The organism is Pedobacter panaciterrae (genome assembly GCF_013204795.1).
Classification (GTDB): domain Bacteria; phylum Bacteroidota; class Bacteroidia; order Sphingobacteriales; family Sphingobacteriaceae; genus Pedobacter; species Pedobacter panaciterrae.
The window spans coordinates 388,604-408,939 of sequence record NZ_JABMKW010000018.1 but is presented as its reverse complement, the minus strand read 5'-3'; the positions used below and the strand labels follow the sequence as shown (position 1 = coordinate 408,939).

Here is a 20,336-nt window from a genome sequence, read left to right as displayed (position 1 = left end):
AGTGTGAGTATCGGGGGTAAAATCAGATTTCTTTTATTGATATTAGGCGCTTGCTGTATTGTTACAGCATTATCGCTAAAGCATTCAATAACAAAAAAGGAGTTACTGGCCCACGAAGCAGGAAAGCTTCAGAAGAATCTCTCCATAAATGAACGACTTGTTTATGATTTTTTAAATGATCCTGCTCAGGTTGAAAAGGCTAAGCAGTATCATTTAAATGATCAGTATGGATTAAATTTTATTAATAAATATCGCGATAAGGGTATCAATATTCTTACCTATCAAGATAATAAACTTAAATTTTGGAGCTATAATTCGTTGGTTCCACCCGACCCGCAAACCATTAAAGAGGGGTCGTCTTTTTCTCAGTTTGCAAATGGTTGGTTCGAAGTTATTAAGAAAACTACCGGTAGTTATACCCTTGTTTTTTTGATAGAAGTTAAAAATCAATTCAGCATCCAGAATCAATATCTTGAGAATGATTTTTCACGTTACTTGTCCAATAACAATTCTCTTTCCCTGGCAACTTTTGTCGATCCTGAAGTACAGGGTATCAGTAATCTGGATGGCAAAATCATATTCGAAGTTAAACTTAAGTCAACCTACTCAAGAAGTATCTATGGTACAATAGAGCTTTGGCTTTGGATAGTGGGCCTATTTAGCTTCTGCTTGTTCTTTAATTCTTTTTGTGGCTGGTTAGCCAAAAGAGGCAATTTAATCCCGGCAACGGTGCTGATCTTGCTTTTCTTTGTAACGATAAGGGTAACAGATTTAGAATATGGATGGTTTAACAGGCAGTTTAATTTACCCATATTTAGCCCCAAGATATATGCTGAAAGCTTTTTCCTTCCTTCTCTTGGAGATTTCTTGCTTAACGTAATAGCGATTACATGGGTGGTGTTGTTTGTTTTTACCTATAATGATAAATATAAGCTGCCAGGGTGGCTAACGCGAAGTAAATTGGGTGGATTGTCCTTTCACTTTGTACTGCTGCTCATTTTTGGAGCACTTGCATTTTTATTTGATCAGGTATTCCTTGGACTGATCATTAATTCAAAAATAAATTTTGACATCACCAATATTATAAACCTTGATGGGGTAAGCTGGGTTAGTATTATTGTTTTGTGCCTTGTCTGGTTTAATATTTACCTTGTTGCAAATATTTTCATGCAGCAAACGCTGCAATTAAATGTAACCAATAGGGAAAGAGTCATACTCTTTCTGGCTGCCTTTTTCGCCTGTCTTATTTATAAGCTAGGTACGGGGTTCAGTATCTTTTTCATAGCATATGCGCTATTTATTTTTATTATTTCGTGGAACTTTTATATCAGGAACAACAAGTTTTCAATAGCAGTTTTTGCATTGTTGTTCTTCTGCCTTGCGTTTATATCTTCTGTTAAATACCTAAGGTTCATTGACGAGAAGGAGCATGTAAATAGGTTCGCCATGGCGCAGAAACTGGTCTCCTCTGATGATTTTACAGTGGTTAGTGCTATAGAAAATCTGGAAAGAACGATTTTGGCTAATAAGGTCGTATTAAGTTATTTTAAAGACCCTAATTTTAACAGCCCAATAGAACTTAAGAAGAGCATAGAGAAGGATTACATAGAGCGCTATCTGCCAAGGTTTGAATACAACTTATACGAGTATAATCATCTTGATTCATCAGCTACCGGAATACAGACAATACCGCTTAGTTATTTTAAAAATCTGGTAAAGGCGGGTTCCGTAAAAGTTCCTGAATCAAATTATTTTTATCGTTTGAATGATACCTTTGGGTATCAAAATTATTTTGGAATTATCCCGATCTACGAAGAGAATCAAATATTGGGAACACTGGTTATCGAGCTAAAATCCCAGCTTTATAATTACAAAGGTCAGCTGCCCGAAATTTTAATGGACCGATCCATTAAAAACGAGGATAATTATAGTAAATACTCTATTGCACTTTATAAAGATGGCAGATTAGAAGGACAATCGGGTAATTATACCTATAAGCTTTCGAGTGATGGGTTTGCCACACGCAATAATACTGTGGGCTTTTTTAAAGATAGCCTCAATTATTCACACCTGATTTATTATCCTACGCCTTCAAAATTAATTGTAATCAGCAAAGAAGACGTATCGTTTATCATACAGCTCGCTACGTTATCTTTCTTCTTTCTTGTGTTCATTTTGTTTTCCATAACATTGTACACGCTAATCTGGCTACTTAAAAATATTGATGAGAGCTGGAGTGGCTGGTTTAATATTAACCGTTCGTTAATGATTAATGCCAACAAGATTCTTTACAAAACCAGGATTCAATTTTCTATTGTTTTGTCGGTAGTGGCAACCTTACTCATTGTGGGCTGGATCACCTATTTCTATATACGTAATGAATATCGGAGGCAACAACAGGATTTCATCAAGGAGAAGGTGAGAAAAGTGCAGCAATCTTATGAAAAACTGATTTTGGCAACAGGGGTCCCTGCTCCCACAGATAGAGCAGTAAACGAATTCAACCAGTTTGCTGATATAAATGCTGCCTATTTAAATCTTTTTGATACCAATGGATTATTGATATTTACGTCGACGCCAAAGATGTATGATCTTGGTATTATAAGTAGAAGAATGGCATCAAAGGCATTTCTTCATTTAAATCAATTACAAGGGTCAGATTATATTAACCCCTCAGAGAGGATAAGTGGTTTTACCTACTCATCGGCATACGCGCCTATTAGAAATGCTCAGAATCAAACGGTAGCCTATATTGGTATGCCGTATTATGCGAACGAAGCTGACTATCAAGCCAGGATCGGCGTGTTCATTAATACATTGATTAATATATACGCCCTGGTATTTGTGGCTATAGGGATACTTGCAGTGTTTCTAGCCAATCAAATTACCAGCCCATTGACATTTATTCAGGACAGCATTAAAAAAACAAAACTCGGGCAAAAGAATCAGCCCATTGGCTGGTCACGTCACGATGAAATTGGATCGCTCATAAAAGAATACAACAAGATGATTGCTGCGCTTGAAGAAAGTGCCGTTAAACTTGCCCGCTCAGAAAGGGAAAGTGCATGGCGCGAGATGGCAAAACAAGTGGCCCATGAGATTAAGAACCCACTCACACCTTTAAAACTTGGAGTGCAACTGCTCGAAAAGTCGTGGAAGGAAAAAGATCCTAATTTTGAAAATAAATTTGAAAGGTTTAGCAAGTCATTCATTGAGCAGATCGACAGTCTATCTACTATCGCGTCGGAATTCTCTAATTTTGCTAAAATGCCTGATACCAAGCTCGAGAAACTCCAATTGTTACCTATAATTGGGCAGGCCAGAGACGTTTTTAGAAACACCCAGGATGCGGAGATCTACATCCTTAACAATACCAATACGGATGTTGTTGTGCTTGGTGATAAAGATCAGGTGCTGCGTACTTTTAATAACTTGTTTAAAAATGCAATTGAGGCCGCCGATATTGATACGGTATGTATCATAAAGGTAAACATCTCCAATAATCAGGAACGTGTATTTATTGAGGTTGAGGATAATGGGAAGGGTATCGATTCTTCTTTACAGGATAAAATATTTGTGCCTAATTTCACAACAAAATCGTCAGGAACTGGCTTAGGATTGGCTTTTGTTAAACAGGCTGTAGAGAATGCGGGTGGAACTGTGGAGTTCAAATCTTTTGGTGAGGTGGGTACTACTTTTTACCTTAGTTTCCCTTTATCTTAAAACAATTTCTGCGCGGCCCATTGTATAGCCATCTGCATATAGAATGATCGAATACTCCCCTTTTATAAATTCATTAGGGTTAATCCAATCCATATTAAAACTGGTATTGTCGTCATTATAGGAGATAGATGTGGATGAACTGTACTGCATCTCTTGTCCATCAGCTTCAAACATGTTGTTCTCGTTTGCAATAAGGTTACCTGCCGGATCAAATACACGAAGGTAGATTTTGTGATAATCTTTTTGGGCAAGCGGATTAGGTACAATGTCAAACTTTACACTTAATTTTTTTGCTGAACTGGCCTTTATTACCTCAATATTTTTACCGCTGCTTTTTACCCTGTAAGCTATAATATGCACATTCGCAGCCTTTAAAGCGGCACTGGTCTTTACTTTTGCACTGAGTTCCTGGTTTCTTTTTTCCAGTTCATTGGCCTTCTCACTGGCAAAATTGACAGAAGCCTTCAAACTATCCCTCTCGCTTTTAAGAAGGGAATTTTCTTTTTTTAAACGAAGGATGTCTTCATTATAGATTTTCACAAATTCCCGTAGTTCACGTACTTCTTTTTGAGCCACAACGAGCTGTTCCTGGGTAAGCTCACCATTCTGGAGTGCTGCTTTAAGGTCGGCAATCTTTCCACGGGCAAGTTCCTGTTCCTTAATTAATTTTTCACTTAAAGTAAGGTTCAAGGCATTTACCTTATCAAGTTCAATTTCAATTTTCTCAACCTCCAGTCTTAAACGATCTTTCTCTGTGCTAACAGTAACAAATCGTTCGTTTTCCTTTTTATCTTTGATAAAAAGGTAGGCGTTGGTACCTAATAAGGCAACAATAACAACAACTAAAAAGTAGATTTTATTGCGGTCGCCTTTATTTACTGGATCACTCTTGTCTGACATTACTTCAATTCTTAACTAAATTAGGTTGAGGCGCGAACATAAATAAAAATATAACAATTGGTAAAAAAAACATTCTATTTGTATGAGACTTTGAAAAAAATCGTTTACTTGCTAGGATTAGGGAACTGAACTGTATTCTGAACACAACAAATGAAACTAAATTTTATACTATCACAAATTAGAAAGGATGTTTAAACTCACTTTTTATGCACTATTATTAACCATAGTACAACCATTATCTCTTTTTGCGCAAGACACATCAAAAATTGCTCCAAAAAGAGAGTTTAGAGGGGTTTGGGTGGCAACCGTTGCCAATATAGACTGGCCTTCTAAACCAGGTCTTAGTGTAGATCAGCAAAAGCAGGAGCTTATAGGCATCCTGGAGAAGCACAAAGAGAATGGTATGAATGCCATAATGCTTCAGGTTAGGCCGGCTGCAGATGCATTTTATGCAAGCCCAAGGGAACCCTGGAGCCAGTGGCTGATGGGTAGGCAAGGCATTGCTCCGAGCCCGGGTTATGACCCATTAGCTTTTGCAATCAAAGAAGCACATTCAAGAGGGATGGAACTCCATGCATGGTTTAATCCTTACAGAGCTACAATGAGCGCTAATGCAGTGGTTCACGAGAGCCATATGACTAGAAAAAGACCTGAGCTTTTCTTTACTTACGCAGGTAAAAAACAATTTGATCCTGGAATACCAGAGGTTAGAGAATATATTGTGCAGGTTATCCTGGATGTTGTAAAAGGATACGATGTGGATGGAATACATTTCGACGATTACTTTTATCCATATAAAGTTGAAGGGCAGCGAATAAATGATGCCGCAACATTTAGTAAATATGCCAATGGCTTTACAGATATAAATGATTGGCGAAGAAACAACGTTGATGTACTTATTAAACAATTGAACGACAGTATTCATTACTACAAAAAGTATGTTAAATTCGGAGTTAGTCCATTCGGAATCTGGAGAAACAAGTCTGAAGATACACTGGGATCTGAAACCAGCGGATTGTCTAATTATGCAGAGCTTTTTGCCGACTCCAGAAAATGGGTTAAAGAAGGTTGGGTAGATTACATTAACCCTCAGATATATTTTAGCTTTACACGCAGAGTGGCACCATTTGCTACCTTAGTAGATTGGTGGAGTAACAATACCTATGGCAGACATCTTTATATAGGACAAGCTGCCTATCTGGTGAACCAAAGAATGGAGGCCGCGTGGCGATTACCAAAGCAGATGCCTGATCAGATCAGGTACATCAGGAAAAATAATCGGGTACAGGGAAGTGTTTACTTTAGTTCCAAATCATTCTCTACCGTAGCACGTGCATTTGGAGATTCCTTAAAAAACGATTTTTATAAATATCCGGCACTTCCACCTCAAATGCCATGGCTTGATGATGTAATGCCTAACCAACCACGGCAACTTATTGCAGATGCTTTGAATGATGGTGTGCACCTAAAATGGGAAAAACCTCTTCCTGCAGAAGACGGAGAAACTGCATCAGGTTATGTGATTTACCGTTTTGAAGAAGGCGAGAAAATAGGGATATTAAATGCCAGAAATATTCTTAAAATAAGTTTTGAAGAATTTACCTCCTTTATAGATACTGATGTAGATAGTGGTAAAAGATATAATTACCTGGTTACGGCACTGGATCGGTTAAAGAATGAAAGTGAACCTAGCGGGCCGGTAGGTATACAGGCTAAAGAAGCCCTGGCACCAAACTAGTAATACATGAAAATAAAGAAGGGGGCAGTCGTCATCTCGACGATAGGAGAGATCTCTTGAGCCACCCCCTTCTTGCTTAAATAACAGCTCTATTTTTGTTGTGGTAACAAAACTAAGCGGATATAATTATCCTCATTTAAATATTTCTGAGCAGTAGTTTTTGTGCTTTCAACAGAAACACTGTTTAGTCTTTGCTTTTCACCCAATAGCTGATCTAAGTTTTCTCCGTTTTTTAAACGGCTGCTAAGGTAGCTTAACCAATAATTGTTGTTACGTAAATTAAGCTCAAACTGACGCTGTTCTTCTGATTTGAATTTGGTGATATCATCTGCAGAAGCACCGCTGGCTTTAATCTTATTTACTTCATCAAGTGCTGCTGCAATAAGCTTTTCTACATTAGCAGGAGCGCAGCTAAATGAAATATTAAAGTAGTAATGACCGGCAGGATACTTTTCAAGACTTAAGCCAACCTGCGGACTATAAACACCACTTTCCTTTTCGCGTAAACGTTCTAATATCTTTATTTCTAAAGCGCCTTTTAACGCATCTAATTGAATATTGTTATCTGCATTAAAGGTATAATCTCCATGAATGTACAACTCCACAGCAGCTTTATCTTCCAAGCCTTTGTAAACGGTTTTACTGATCTTTCCTTTCGGTGCCCTAACTCCGCGGTCAATAAAATCCTGTTTTTTATTCAGAGCAGGTAGGCTGGCAATATAGGTTTCAATAAACGGCTTGATGGTGTTAATGTCAAATGCACCCACAATAATGAACGTTTGTTCACTGGCATCGGCAAAGCGATCCTTATAAAAGTCAAAAGCTTTGTCTAGCGAAACTTTGTCCAAATCTTGTAGATTAGTAGGCATAGCACGCTTGTTGTACGACGATAACACCGCCTGAACAGTATCGCTAAAAACACTATTAGGGTTTGCATTTTTATTGCTCAGTACTACTTTATAATCAGAGATGTTCTTGTTAAATATCTCACTATCTTTTCTCGGATTGGTCGCGTAAGCATAAATCATTTGAAAAGCTGTTTCAATATCTTTTGGAGAAGAACTTCCGCTAAAGCCTTGATAGAGGTCATCAACATAAGCACCAGCACGGCCAGTGTTGCCAGCTAGCAGTTTGGATAATTGTGTCGGATTAAACTCGCCAACCCCACTTTGGGCAATCAGACTTACCATCTGTGCCGATTCAAGATCCTCATCATTAACTACAGACATTCCTCCTTTAGAGAATGAACTGAAGATGACCTGGTCATTTTTAAAGTCAGTAGGTTTTAAAAGCACCTTAATTCCGTTGCTCAATGTTAATTCGGTAACGCCTACGGCATCAATCTTCTTTTCACCAACAATTTTGCCTGCAACCGGATTTTTCTCCAACAGAGGCTTGTTTAACGAATTATCGACATATGCAGTAACCCCGGTACCAGCATTTTTTACACCGGCCACCAATTGCGCTTCTGTTGGCAGAATAGCTTTGTCCTTTTCAGGAGCTTGAACAACAATAATCTGATTCTCTTTTGGTGTAAGCGTTTTTACCAGCGCATTTATCTCCTCAAGGGTAATATTAGCAACCGCTTTCTGGGTTTCTGCGTAAGTATAATCAATAGAAGGAATGGTGCTTCCTTTAAGGAAATTATTCAGGTACTGCTGTACAAAGTTTGATGATGCTGTTTTATCCTTTTCCTTGTATTGTTTTTCGTTGCCTGTAAGAATGTTTTTCTTGGCAACATCCAATTCAGATTGTACAAAACCAAATTTGCTCATCCGCTCATTTTCAGCAAGTGCTCCAGCAAAAGCTTTTTCCAACTGCTCGCCCGACTTAGCTGCAACTACAGTTTGAAAAGCATTAATACCCGAAACCAGGCCACCTTGATATGGTCCGAATGAGCTTTGTCCAAAAATAAAAGGAGCGTTCTCTTTTTGCAGAATCTCTTCAAATCTTGCACCCAGCATGCTATTCACCATAGAATACATGATTCTCTTTTTAAAATCGGCAGTGGTTTTTGTAGCATTTCCACGTAATTTATACATGATGATGGCAACATCATAAGGCTGCTCAGGATCCGTAATAACTTTAACAAGCGGTTCTTTGTTGTCGGGTAAATCATAATTTAAGCGAGGTCTAGGATTTGCCGGATTAGTTAGGTCAGAGAAGTTTGCCTTAATTAACTGCTCAACTTCATTTACATCAAAATCACCAACAGCTATCACAGCTTGTAAATTTGGTCTGTACCAATCCTTGTAAAAGCTTCTGATCCTGTCGTGAGAAAATGATTTTAAAATATCGATCTTTCCAATAGGCAGGCGGTTTTCATAACGCGAGCCCTTTAGTAATAGGGGAAGTAACTGTTTGCTCATACGTTCCTGAGCATTTTTTCCGCGCTGGCGATCTTCTTCGATTATCACACCGCGTTCTTTATCAATCTCTTCACCCTCCATAACCACTTTCCCTGCCCAGTTAGCCAGGATCTTAAAACCTGTTTTAAATACCAGGGTGCTATCAGTTGGGATAGGTAATTGATAAACCGTTTGCTCAAAGCCGGTGTAGGCATTTAAGTCGGCACCAAAACGGACACCTGCTTTTTGAAGGTAATTGATGATGTCGTTTTTAGGGAAATCTTTTGTGCCATTAAAGGCCATGTGTTCCGTAAAATGGGCTAATCCTTGCTGATCATCTTCTTCCATTAACGAACCTATTCGGGTTGCCAAATATAATTCAGCCCTGTTTTTAGGTTCTACATTCTTTCTGATGTAGTAAGTTAAACCATTCGCCAGTTTCCCAATTTTAACATTAGGGTCGTTGGGGATCAAAGTATCATTGTTTTTTTTTGCAGCTGCTGATACCGTCTTTTTTACAGCTGAAGGTTTTTTTTGCGCAAGTACGGGAGTATTAAATGCCACAAACGCGGCAAGCCCACATACGAGAGTGTTGATTGTTCTTTTCATGAAAAATAGTTAATGGGCTAAATTTAAACTTTTATAATAATTTTTTTATTATACATCGCCCAAAGAATTATCAGCCAGAACAATATGAAGGCAATTGCCCAGGCTAGTGATGCATTAATTGGAGAGAAATAGGAAGAGAAACCTGAGTAAAGCCAAGCTTGTAAGGTTACTTCGGTGCCGGCGCTGTTTTTTACATGGATCATACCCAATATACGTGGTATCAACCCCGATAAAAAAAATACTGTAATTGCATTTACGCCGTATACCACAAAAGGTTTGGTAAAGCGATTGTATTGGTGAACATCTATTATCCAATAACTAAGGGCAAGTATCACCGTTGCTAACCCGCCAGTGTACAAAACAAAGGAACTAGTCCATAATGATTTATTAATTGGAAATTGTAAATCCCATAATAAACCTAAAACTACGGCGGCACAACCGGTAGTAAATAGCCAGGCTATTTTAAAAGCGGCATCAATATCTTTACGTTTTAGGTAAACGCCAACCAGAATCCCGAATAAGCCTGTTGCAATTGCCGGAATGGTACTAAAGATGCCTTCCGGATCCCAGGTCTTGGCTGATTTCCATAGATGGGCCTCAGTTAGTATGCCCCTGTCTATCCATGCACCAAGATTGGTTTCTTTTTCAAGATTAGCATATCCAACGCCGGGAACAGGTACAAATGTCATTAATGCCCAATAAACAGCTAACAAGGCAATTAATATCCTGAAGATGTTTTTTTCGGAATTTTTAAGAAATATAATGGACGAAATAAAGAATACTACTGCGATCCGCTGTAGCACCCCGGGAATGCGTACATGCTGAAAGGCACCTATAGGATCAGTAAACACCTTGGGAAATAAGGATAGGAATAATCCTAAGCCAAATAGGATAAACGCTCTTTTAAGTGCTTTTAAAATGGTTTTGTTATGTGTTGCAGGATCAGTTTTTTTGCTTCCCATCGCGTAAGCAATTGAAACACCAACAATAAATAGAAAGAAAGGAAAAATTAGATCTGTAGGCGTGCAGCCATTCCATTCTGCGTGTTCAAGAGGAGCGTAAATATTACCCCAATCTCCGGGATTATTTACAAGTATCATAGCCGCTACCGTGGCGCCTCTAAAAAAATCAAGGGATAATAGTCTTGCCGGAGTATCAGTATTGGCTGAAATAGAAGTCATGAATGGGGAATTAATTACAAAATAATCGCTATTGCGTAAACACAATAGCGATTATAAATATAATTAAAATTTATAGCGTACAAAGGCTTCCATCGCCTCGTAGTTTGCTAATCCCAAATTGTCATAAGCCTGGGCAGTTTCTCTGTTTCTGTCCTCAGCTCTTTTCCAGAATTCTCTGGCATCATCACCAGGGAAAACAGCTCTGTCTTTTTGCGACTGGTGTTTGAAAATAGCGAATTTCTTTCTTTCCACCTCTTGTGGACTAAGCGGAACAGCCATTTCAATTTCATGAGTTTCAAATTCCTGCCATGCACCACGGTACATCCATAACCAGCAATCTTTAACCCAGCTTTCAGTTTTTGCTAAACGCTTTAACGCTTCTAAAATGATATTGAAGCAAACGATGTGAGTTCCATGTGGATCTTCAAAATCTCCGGCAGCAAATACTTGCTCTGGTTTAACCTTTTGCAAAAGGTCCATTGTTAATTGAATATCCAGATCGGTAACAGGGTTTTTATTGTTTTTTCCGCTTTCGTAAAAAGGAAGCGCCATGAAATGAATATGATCATCTTCAAGTCCGCAGTAACGTGCACCTGCAATAGCCTCTCCTTTTCTGATCAAGCCTTTTACCGTTTGAATTTCTGGAGTATCAACCTGATTTGGTTGTTTTTTCTCCATAAAATCGCGCATGTTGTTGTACAATCCTTTTAACTCGTCTTTACCAAGACCCATTTTTTCAGAAAAATCAATGCTAAATTCAACAAAACGAAGTGCATCATCATCCCATACTGCAGTATTACCTGAAGTTTGGTAAGCTACGTGTACATCATGTTTCTGATCTACCAAACGGATAAAAGTACCACCCATTGAAATTACGTCATCATCAGGGTGCGGAGAGAAAATAATTGAACGCTTTTTAGCAGGTTCAGCTCTTTCCGGTCTTTGCGAGTCGTCAGCATTAGGTTTGCCGCCCGGCCATCCGGTAATAGTGTGTTGTAATTTATTAAAGATGTCTATGTTGATGTTGTAAACAGGGCCTCTGTCGATAGCCAACTGAGCCATGCCATTGTTATTGTAGTCATCCTCGGTAAGTTTAAGAACAGGTTTACCTAAATGATTTGCCAGCCAGATTACTGCTTTTCTGGTTAGTTTTTCATCCCAAACGCAATCTTTTACCAACCAAGGCGTATCAAAACGGGTTAATAAAGAAGCTGCGTCCTGATCCAAAATGAACTCAACATGCTCAGAAAGCTGTAGGTAGGTAGCAGGAACGTCACTTGAAATTTCGCCTTCAACAGCTTTTTTAATGATGGAAGCTTTTTTTCTGTTCCATGCCATCAAAATAATTTCGCGGGCTTTGAATATAGTACCAATACCCATGGTAATTGCTTTTGTAGGCACAAAAGATTTACCACCAAAATCTCTTGCAGCATCACGTCTTGTAAGGTCATCAAGAGTTACCAAACGAGTACCGGAATTTGGCGCAGAACCCGGCTCATTGAAACCAATGTGACCGGTACGTCCAATACCCAATATCTGGATGTCTAAACCTCCCAGATCTCCAATCTTTTTTTCATAGGCAAGGCAAAAAGCAGGAATTTCTTCTAGACTCAATGTTCCATCAGGGATGTTAACATTGTTTTTGTCGATGTCGATGTGATCAAACAAATGCTCGTTCATAAAAGAAACATAGCTTTGAGCAGCGTCTGGCTGCATCGGATAATACTCATCCAGGTTAAACGTGATCACGTTTTTAAAGCTTAAACCCTCTTCTTTATGCATTCTTACTAATTCTGCATACACTGCAATAGGTGTAGCTCCAGTAGCTAAACCTAAAACAGCCTGAGTGTTATTCTTTTGTTTTTCTTTAATCAGATCCCCGATACGTTTAGCCACGCTAAGTGATGCGGCCTTAGGGTTTTCAAAGACAGAAACGGGTAATTTTTCAAAACGCGTTTCTTCCAGAAGATTTAATCTTGCCATTTATTTTTGTTCTTAAAGTTTGTACGGAGCAGTAAATATAGCGACTCTATTGAGTATAACAAGAATTTTAATTTGGTAAAAAGGCTAAATTCAGGTCATTAACCGGTTGGTATTACGGATTGTATTTTACACAATCGATTGAGATGTTGAGTAAACGGTGTTTTTGAAAATAGCATGCCTGAAATATTTTTTTTAATTGATTTAGAGTTTCTTCGAGGATTGTTCGGAGCTTGTTCATAGCAAACCCACAAACAGGTACCTTTTTGTGAAGAAATTGTGAATGAAGTGTAAATCATGTGAGGATTTAATATCTTGCAGAAGCAAAATTCTAACTATGAATGCCAACTGGGCCAGACTTTTTCATACCATTGAGAAAAAGGAAAGATTAATAATCGGATTAATGTCGGGTACTTCACTTGATGGATTGGATATTGCCCTTTGCAATATTAGCGGAAACGGTGCAGCAACAAAGGTTAAGGTTAAGAATTTTAAAACGGTTCCTTATTCTAATGCTTTTAAAGCAGAGGTGAAAGCTATATTTTCCAGAAAAGATGCCGATCTGCAAATGGTTTGCCTAATGAATGAAAAAATAGGATTAATCCATGCCGAGATGATTTTAAAGGCTATTGAATCGTGGGGATTAAAGCCTGAGGACGTTGATGTAATTGCAAGTCACGGACAAACTATTTTTCATGCACCTGCCTCTTTGCATAAATTGTCTGATTATCCGAATGGCACTTTGCAGATAGGCGATGGGGATCATATTGCGGTGAAAACAGGTGTCGTTACCATATGTGATTTTAGACAAAAGCATATTGCAGCGGGAGGTGAAGGCGCCCCCCTTGCCGTATATGGTGATTATCTGCTGTTTTCTGAAAAGGGAGAAGATCGGGTGATGCTGAATATAGGAGGGATAGCCAATTTTACGTATTTACCAGGTGATAATGATGCGGCAAAAGTGTTTTCTACAGATGTTGGCCCGGGGAATACTTTAATGGACCAATTTGTTCAGCATCACTACGAAGGACTATATTTTGATCAAAACGCTGCAATAGCTAAAGCGGGTGTGGTAAGCGCTGCATTGCTTAAGGAATTGATGCAGTCAGATTTTTTAACTGCACAGTTTCCCAAAACAACAGGGCCGGAATTGTTTAATCTGAAGTATTTAAAGGCTGCACAGGAGCGATCAAAAACGAGTAGCCTTAACAATGAAGACATAATGGCAACCCTATGCAGTTTTACCGCCCAGGTTATTGTTGATGCCATTGAAAAGTGCTTTGGCGACAACCAAAAACCATCGATATATATGAGTGGGGGTGGTATGCATAACCCCTTGCTTGTAAAGCAACTTAAAGAAGGGTTGCCCAATGCCAGGTTTTATACCACAGAAGACCTGCAAATAAATCCGGATGCTAAAGAAGCTGTTCTGTTTGCCGTGTTGGCTAATGAAACATTAACGGGCAATGCCATCAATTTTGGCGATAGGGCAGGTGTTCCATCAATTTGTATGGGTAAAATCTGTTTGCCTTTTTAAAGAATCTGCAGGTTTTTACGATGGTAAGCATTTAAGGTTACGTCGTCTGCAGGGAGCTCAGTAACCAAATAGTCGATATTCTCCAGAGCGGCTACTTTAAGCCTTAATGATATGTCTAGCTTTTCGGAGATGCAAAGTACTGCCGTTCTTTTTGAAAAGTTAAGCATCGTTTTTTTAAGCTGATTAATTTCCCAGTCGGTATCTGTTAAGCCATCGGTTGGATGAAGCGCGCTTGTTCCCAGCAAACAAAGATCAGCACTGATTTCTGATAACTGATTTATCACATGCCCGCCGTAAGTTACCTGCGAATTCTTAGAGAACAGACCCCCGATAAGAATCACCTCTATCTTTGCATATTTGGCCAGTTCAATAGCTACAAATGGGCTAATGGTAAAAAAAGTGGCGTGTAAATTCTCTGGAAGAAGCTTGGCCACTTCAATTATGGTAGTTCCTCCTCCAGTTAAAACAACCATGCCATCTTTTATAAGTGAAATGGCTTTTTTGGCGATACTGATTTTAGCATCCTTGGCATACACAGAACTATCATCAAAAGAAGATTGGTAAGATTTTGACAATGCGCCACCATGAACCTTGAACAGCTTGTTGTTGTCCGACAATTCCTGGAGGTCGCGCCTGATGGTATCCTCAGAAACATTCAACAACTGAACAAGGTCTGAGGTAAGAACGCGATTGTGTAAATTGATTTGCCTCATTACAAAATCATGTCTTTCTTTTTTCAACATCTGTTTATTTTTTTGACTAAAGTAATAAAAAACGATTAATAATTTAATGCGGGTTTATGCAGGTTTGTGCAATATTGATTTGTGTAACAAGAATGAAATAGTTGTTTATTTTGTAAATAAATGAAAAACATTTATGATATTTACTAGAGGTTTGATTTTTTGCGTGTAATTGCGTGTTTTGAAAAACCGTATTTCCCCGCAAATAGCCAAACGAGAACTTAAATTTATTAACCAAACTATCGTTCATGAAAAAAAAACTACTTCTGTTTATTACAGTTGGTTTTTTGCTAATTTCCCAAACATTTGCCCAGCAAAAAACGATTACAGGTAAAGTCACCTCAACTGAAGATGGGCTTCCCATCCCGGGCGTTTCCGTAAAAATAAAAGGAACGTCTACTGTTGTTCAAACCGCTAATAACGGGGGGTACAGTATTAAAGCCAACGAAAATGATGTGTTGGTTTTTTCTTATGTGAGTATGATTACGCAAGAAAAAACAGTGGGCAGCACAACAACACTAGATGTTGCCATGGTTCCAGACTCAAAAGCACTAAGTGAGGTTGTGGTTACCGCCCTTGGTATTAAACAACAAAAAAGATCCTTAGGGTACGCAACTCAGGACATTAAAGCAGCGGATATTACAAATACCAACCAGTCTAACGTGTTAAATGCGTTAAAGGGGAAAGCATCCGGTGTTCAAATTACAAGCTCCGGTGGGGCTGCAGGTTCAGGTACAAGAGTTCAGATCAGAGGGATTAACTCTTTGAATCCTTCGGCCGATAATCAGCCATTGTTTGTTGTAGATGGTATTCCTATTTCCAACAGTACTGATCTAATTGGTATCAACAGTGATAACTTTCAAAACCCTAACCGTGCCGGTGATATAAACCCAGAGGATATTGAAACAATGACCATCCTTAAGGGACCAGCTGCCTCTGTATTGTATGGTTTAAGGGCTGCCAACGGTGCCATCATCATTACTACTAAATCAGGTAAGTCTGGTAAACCTAGCTTTAATTTTAAAAGTTCCGTTAGTTTCGACGACGTAACAAAAACACCTCCAATACAAACAACCTATGGTAATGGTAACGGTGGAGCATATGTGCCGAGTGTAAATAGCTGGGGGCCTAAAATTGAAAGCGGTATACCCGTTTATAACCCTTACGATGTGTTCTTTAAAACAGGGCATCAGACACAGAATTCCTTTACTTTTAGCGGAGGAAATGATAATGCTACTTATTTTACTTCAATTTCGAACTCAGAACAAAAGGGAGTTGTGCCGAATTCTGATTACGGCAAAACATCCATCAGACTTTCGGGGACATTAAAGGCCTCGGAAAAATTCAAATTTGAAGGATCTGCAAATTATATTAATTCCGGTGGTAAAAATCCTCGTACCGGTATCACCTCGGGTACAATATTTTATTTGATGCGTCATACCAATACAGTTAACCCTGCAGACTACCTAAATCCGGATGGAACTGAAAAAACGTATAATGCCTCTATTCAAAATCCATTCTATTTTACTGAAAATGCTTTTTTAAAGGATAATGTAAACAGGGTAATAGGAAATTTGGGCGCAGAGTTTAAAGCAAACGACTGGTTAACCTTTAACTACAAAGCCGGTATTGACAACTACACCGATTTCAGACAGATTTATAATGAAAAAGGATTGCTGATCAGTACGCTGGGGTCTATGACCGAGCAACGGATTAGCTATAGCGAGGTGAACTCTAATTTCTATGCCAGGGCAAGCAAGCAGTTTGGCGAGAAATGGTTTGTGAACTTCTTATTAGGTCATTCATATACCCATATTAACAGAACCAACTTATCTCTTAATGGCGCTCAGGCGGTTGTTCCTAATGTAGAGAGTATTAATAACTACAACGTATATACTACTTTAACCTATCCGGGTAAAAAGAACATCATCGGTATTTTTGGTGATTTAAATGTGAGTTACGACAATACTGTTTTCTTAAGTGTAACAGGAAGAAATGACTGGTCATCTACCTTACCGCAGAGTAACCGCTCATTCTTTTATCCTTCGACCAGCTTATCGTATGTATTTACCGAGACTTTGGGCTTACAGCAGAACGACGTATTTAACTTCGGTAAGTTAAGGCTTTCGTATGCTGAAGTGGGTAAAGATGCTGATCCTTATCAGATTGGTGAATATTACTCTACATTGGCTGCATTTGATGGCGTAAGCGGTGTAAGACGCGATATTAAGATAGGCTCTGAATCTTTACGTCCTGAAAGAACAAAAGGACTAGAGGTAGGGGGTGAATTTCATTTCTTTAAAAGTCGCTTAACTTTAGATGCAAACTATGCGATTCTGAACAGTATTGACCAGATTGTACCTGTTCCTATTAGTTACGCATCAGGCTATGATATTTTTGTAACCAATGCCGGAAAGATCAGAAATAAATCTTTAGAGTTCCTGTTAACTGCAACCGTTGTTAAAAGTGATGACTTTAAATGGGATGTAAGTGCAAATTGGTCGCGCACAAAAGGAAGGGTGCTTTCTATGCCTCCGGGAGTAAATGAAATCCAGTTCAACCCAGAAAGTCCGTGGGTAAAACAAATCATAAAAACAGGCGGAAGACCGGGCGATTGGTACGGATGGCCATATACCCGTGTTACAGATCAGAATAGTGAATATAACGGACAGCTGGTTATTGGTGCTGATGGATATCCGATTATTCCTCAGCCGTTATCTAATAACTACCTGATTGGTAATGCCTATCCGGACTGGACAGGTGGTTTAGGAAGTACTTTAGCATATAAAGGGATAACCTTCTCGTTCATGTTCAACTTTAGAAGAGGTGGCGATGTATTTGATATTCCTAAAACACAAAGATTTTCTACTGGTATAGGTGCCGAAACACAAATCAGAGATACACAGGTAATATTTAAAGGAGTGAAAAACATAGGAACACCAGAAGCCCCTATATATGCTCCAAATGATAAGCAAGTGGTTATCGATCAGCTTTTTTATGCGAACAGTTTCCCTTATAAACTGGCACCTGAAAATAATGGATTCCAGGATGCTTCATGGATTAGGCTGCAGAATGTGTCCTTGTCGTACGAATTGCCAAAAAGCTGGCTGAACAAAAGTTTTATTAAGTCGGCATCAATTTCTGCAACGGCAAATAACTTGTGGTTAAGCACTCCTTTTATTGGGTTTGATCCTGAAGCAAGTGCTTATGGAGCAGGTTCAAATTCTGTTGGATATGTGGGTACTGGTGTGCCAACTACCAGAAGTATATTTCTTGGTTTAAATGTTAATTTCTAAGATTCAGTTATGAAAAATATAAGTTTTAAAGTTTTTGTCGCACTACTTACTGCTTCTGTAATATTTGGAGCATGTAAGAAACAGCTGGACATTAATGATGATCCATCGAGACTGACGCCAGAGCAGGCAACCATTTCGGGCTTGCTGGCCTCAACAATTCAATTTACGGCAACTTCGTTTTTTAACGCAGGTCAATATGGTAATGCCTATCCGCAATACCTTGCCGGATTTAATGCATACGAGGCAAATATAGATTCGTATAATCCGTATGGTTTTGATAACATATGGGAATCGGCCTATAGGGATGCAATGCCTAATTTAAAGGATCTTATCCAAAGATCGGAAGTATCTGGAGCTCCTCAGTATGCGGGTATTGGAAAGCTATTACTTGCTTTAAATTTAATGCAGTGTACAGATTTATGGGGCGATTTGCCATACAAAGAAGCTTTTAAAGGCCCTTCGGTTCCTAGCCCGACTTATGATAAGCAACAAGATATATACACTGTATCATTAAAAGAGCTTTTAGACGGAGCAATAGCCGATTTAAATAAGCCTGTGCCAACAAATACAGCATTACAGGTTGGCGCTACTGATCTGGCTTTTAAAGGTGTAATTGCCAGCTGGAAAAAGGCAGCCTATGGTGCAAGAGCCAGATATTACATCAATTTATCAACTAAAGACCCATCTAATGCGCTTAAAGCGGCTGATGATGCTGCACTGGCCATTGATGATGTTACCGGAGCAGCCGATTTGCAAGTGAAATATACTCAGGATAAGCCTAGTCCTTGGTATACCAATCTTGGTCAGCCGGCCATTGCCTCAAAACAGCATCGCCCTTCTTATTTTATGGTTAACTTAATGAATGGAACGGGGTATTTTAACGCACTTATTGATCCAAGGTTGCCGAAATTGTTTGATAATGCTGGTGCAGCCACCTATATCGGCAGACCGGTTGGTGCCTTGAGCACCCAGCAAGGGGCTAGTTTGGCAAATAGTGATATCACTGAAAAAACCTTTTACGGAGCAAGAACATCGCCTGTGCCTATATTGACATATGCCGAGGTTCAGTTTATTAGGGCCGAAGCATTATTTGCTACCAACAAAGAGGGAGCCTATACTGCATATTTAAACGGAATTAAAGGGAACATGCAGAAGTTGGGGGTAGGAACAGATGATATTAATAAATATGTTAATGATCCGCTTATCAGCAAAGGCTCTGCTAATTTAACGCTTACTGATGTGATGTTGCAAAAGTACATTGCGCTATTCCTGCAAATGGAAACCTGGACAGATATGAGAAGATATCAATATAGTAATACCATATATCCTGGTTTAGTTCCGCCATTTAAAAATTTATTGGGCACAAGCTATGTACAGCGTGCAAAATATGCAGATAATGAGCCGGGCAGAAATCCAAATGTTCCTCAGGTGGCCAATCAGGCTGTGAAATTATGGTTGTTTAATTAATATTGAAGAATATGAAAAATAAAATATCAAAACTCTTTATAGCTGCTTTTACTGCCATGATCGTGTTTTCGGCATGCAAGAAGAATGATCCGGACCAATGGCTAAAAGATAATATTACAATTATTGGAAAGGTACCTGTTGTGGCAGGATTTACGGTTAAGCCTCCGCAAACTACCAATGTAGCGGCAGGAACTAATGTACAGTTGGACCTGAGATATTGGTCTGATGATCCAATTGATAAAATCAATTTAAGATCAACTGTAGGTGCAAATGCTCAGGCACTTGTTTCGACAACTCCTTATCAAAAAGCGTATTCTTCAGTTAGTCGGACAGACTCTTTATTGCTTGGTTATCAGGTTCCTGGTGATTTGGCAAAAGGCACTTCTGTGGTTATGGAAATAGAGGTGGTTAATAAGAATACCCTTACTAAAAAAGCTACACTGACTCTTAAAATCCAATAATGTAATCTCTCGTTAGTCCCCGGTTGTATGACCGGGGATTTTTTATTGCAGAGATATCTCTTATTTTCATACTTTTGCGCTAAAGTATTTATTTATGGCAAGTTTTACTCTTACTCCTGAAACCTGGCAAAAGGTTAAAATTAAATTTTTAAGAAAATATCGTGATTTGGCGCAAGTGAATCTTTCTTTTGCTCCGGGACAGGAAGATCAACTTGTACAGCAGCTTATGGATTTGGTTAAAAGAGACAGAGAATATGTTGAATTTACCATAAAAAAGGCCCTGGCTGATCCTGACGGGAACAGACTTTAACTTTTGGATTTTTTTGGAGTGTTTTTATTTGTAAGTTTACCATTAA

Annotated in this window: 12 protein-coding genes; 7 read left to right on the top strand and 5 right to left on the bottom strand. The window is 38.8% G+C overall.

Annotation, left to right across the window (positions count from 1 at the left end):
* Nucleotides 1-3: 3 nt before the first annotated feature.
* Nucleotides 4-3,723 (top strand): sensor histidine kinase, encoded by a 3,720-nt coding sequence (locus HQN86_RS17415; RefSeq protein WP_317171718.1) that lies wholly within the window; start codon nt 4-6, stop codon nt 3,721-3,723.
* Here HQN86_RS17415 and HQN86_RS17410 read toward each other — a convergent pair.
* A complete protein-coding gene (locus HQN86_RS17410; protein WP_172662188.1) occupies nt 3,715-4,623 on the bottom strand; it encodes a hypothetical protein in 909 nt (302 codons plus the stop codon). The genes HQN86_RS17415 and HQN86_RS17410 overlap by 9 nt on opposite strands.
* A 187-nt stretch (nt 4,624-4,810) precedes the next feature.
* Here HQN86_RS17410 and HQN86_RS17405 point away from each other — a divergent pair, with 187 nt between their 5' ends.
* Nucleotides 4,811-6,361, top strand: a complete 1,551-nt coding sequence (locus HQN86_RS17405) for a glycoside hydrolase family 10 protein (RefSeq protein WP_172662187.1) — start codon at nt 4,811-4,813, stop codon at nt 6,359-6,361.
* A gap of 89 nt (nt 6,362-6,450) precedes the next feature.
* On the opposite strand, the gene HQN86_RS17400 is transcribed toward HQN86_RS17405, so the two are convergent.
* From HQN86_RS17400 to nagB, 3 genes are all read right to left on the bottom strand, one after another.
* The gene (locus HQN86_RS17400) at nt 6,451-9,318 is read right to left on the bottom strand and encodes a M16 family metallopeptidase (RefSeq protein ID WP_172662186.1); all 2,868 of its coding nucleotides are present in this window, start codon (nt 9,316-9,318) and stop codon (nt 6,451-6,453) included.
* Nucleotides 9,319-9,341: 23 nt separating this feature from the next.
* Nucleotides 9,342-10,499 (bottom strand): acyltransferase family protein, encoded by a 1,158-nt coding sequence (locus HQN86_RS17395; protein WP_172662185.1) that lies wholly within the window; start codon nt 10,497-10,499, stop codon nt 9,342-9,344.
* 63 nt (nt 10,500-10,562) lie between these two features.
* The gene (gene nagB, locus HQN86_RS17390; protein ID WP_172662184.1) at nt 10,563-12,482 is read right to left on the bottom strand and encodes a glucosamine-6-phosphate deaminase; all 1,920 of its coding nucleotides are present in this window, start codon (nt 12,480-12,482) and stop codon (nt 10,563-10,565) included.
* Nucleotides 12,483-12,816: 334 nt separating this feature from the next.
* Between nagB and HQN86_RS17385 the strand changes: the two genes are divergently transcribed.
* Nucleotides 12,817-14,016, top strand: coding sequence for an anhydro-N-acetylmuramic acid kinase (locus HQN86_RS17385; RefSeq protein WP_172662183.1), 1,200 nt, complete (start codon nt 12,817-12,819; stop codon nt 14,014-14,016).
* Here the strand turns inward: HQN86_RS17385 and HQN86_RS17380 are convergent.
* On the bottom strand, nt 14,013-14,759 hold the full coding sequence (locus HQN86_RS17380) for a DeoR/GlpR family DNA-binding transcription regulator (RefSeq protein WP_048908297.1): 747 nt from the start codon (nt 14,757-14,759) through the stop codon (nt 14,013-14,015). The two genes, HQN86_RS17385 and HQN86_RS17380, sit on opposite strands and share 4 nt — an antisense overlap.
* Nucleotides 14,760-15,004: 245 nt before the next feature.
* On the opposite strand from HQN86_RS17380, the gene HQN86_RS17375 reads away from it, so the two are divergent.
* From HQN86_RS17375 to HQN86_RS17360, 4 genes are all read left to right on the top strand, one after another.
* Complete coding sequence (locus HQN86_RS17375) at nt 15,005-18,052, top strand: SusC/RagA family TonB-linked outer membrane protein (RefSeq protein ID WP_172662182.1); 3,048 nt, start codon at nt 15,005-15,007, stop codon at nt 18,050-18,052.
* 9 nt (nt 18,053-18,061) lie between these two features.
* Nucleotides 18,062-19,519 carry a SusD/RagB family nutrient-binding outer membrane lipoprotein gene (locus HQN86_RS17370; protein ID WP_172662181.1) on the top strand — a complete coding sequence of 486 codons (1,458 nt, stop codon included), beginning with the start codon at nt 18,062-18,064 and terminating at the stop codon, nt 19,517-19,519.
* A gap of 11 nt (nt 19,520-19,530) precedes the next feature.
* Nucleotides 19,531-19,980 carry a hypothetical protein gene (locus HQN86_RS17365; protein ID WP_172662180.1) on the top strand — a complete coding sequence of 150 codons (450 nt, stop codon included), beginning with the start codon at nt 19,531-19,533 and terminating at the stop codon, nt 19,978-19,980.
* 94 nt (nt 19,981-20,074) lie between these two features.
* On the top strand, nt 20,075-20,290 hold the full coding sequence (locus tag HQN86_RS17360; RefSeq protein ID WP_048908302.1) for a hypothetical protein: 216 nt from the start codon (nt 20,075-20,077) through the stop codon (nt 20,288-20,290).
* Nucleotides 20,291-20,336: the final 46 nt, after the last annotated feature.

Excerpts from the sequence above, each read along its gene's own strand:
- HQN86_RS17410 (WP_172662188.1), bottom strand. The coding sequence starts at position 4,623 with ATGTCAGACAAGAGTGATCCAGTAAATAAAGGCGACCGCAATAAAATC.
- HQN86_RS17405 (WP_172662187.1), top strand. The coding sequence starts at position 4,811 with ATGTTTAAACTCACTTTTTATGCACTATTATTAACCATAGTACAACCA.
- HQN86_RS17400 (WP_172662186.1), bottom strand. The coding sequence starts at position 9,318 with ATGAAAAGAACAATCAACACTCTCGTATGTGGGCTTGCCGCGTTTGTG.
- HQN86_RS17395 (WP_172662185.1), bottom strand. The coding sequence starts at position 10,499 with ATGACTTCTATTTCAGCCAATACTGATACTCCGGCAAGACTATTATCC.
- nagB (WP_172662184.1), bottom strand. The coding sequence starts at position 12,482 with ATGGCAAGATTAAATCTTCTGGAAGAAACGCGTTTTGAAAAATTACCC.
- HQN86_RS17385 (WP_172662183.1), top strand. The coding sequence starts at position 12,817 with ATGAATGCCAACTGGGCCAGACTTTTTCATACCATTGAGAAAAAGGAA.
- HQN86_RS17380 (WP_048908297.1), bottom strand. The coding sequence starts at position 14,759 with ATGTTGAAAAAAGAAAGACATGATTTTGTAATGAGGCAAATCAATTTA.
- HQN86_RS17375 (WP_172662182.1), top strand. The coding sequence starts at position 15,005 with ATGAAAAAAAAACTACTTCTGTTTATTACAGTTGGTTTTTTGCTAATT.
- HQN86_RS17370 (WP_172662181.1), top strand. The coding sequence starts at position 18,062 with ATGAAAAATATAAGTTTTAAAGTTTTTGTCGCACTACTTACTGCTTCT.
- HQN86_RS17365 (WP_172662180.1), top strand. The coding sequence starts at position 19,531 with ATGAAAAATAAAATATCAAAACTCTTTATAGCTGCTTTTACTGCCATG.
- HQN86_RS17360 (WP_048908302.1), top strand. The coding sequence starts at position 20,075 with ATGGCAAGTTTTACTCTTACTCCTGAAACCTGGCAAAAGGTTAAAATT.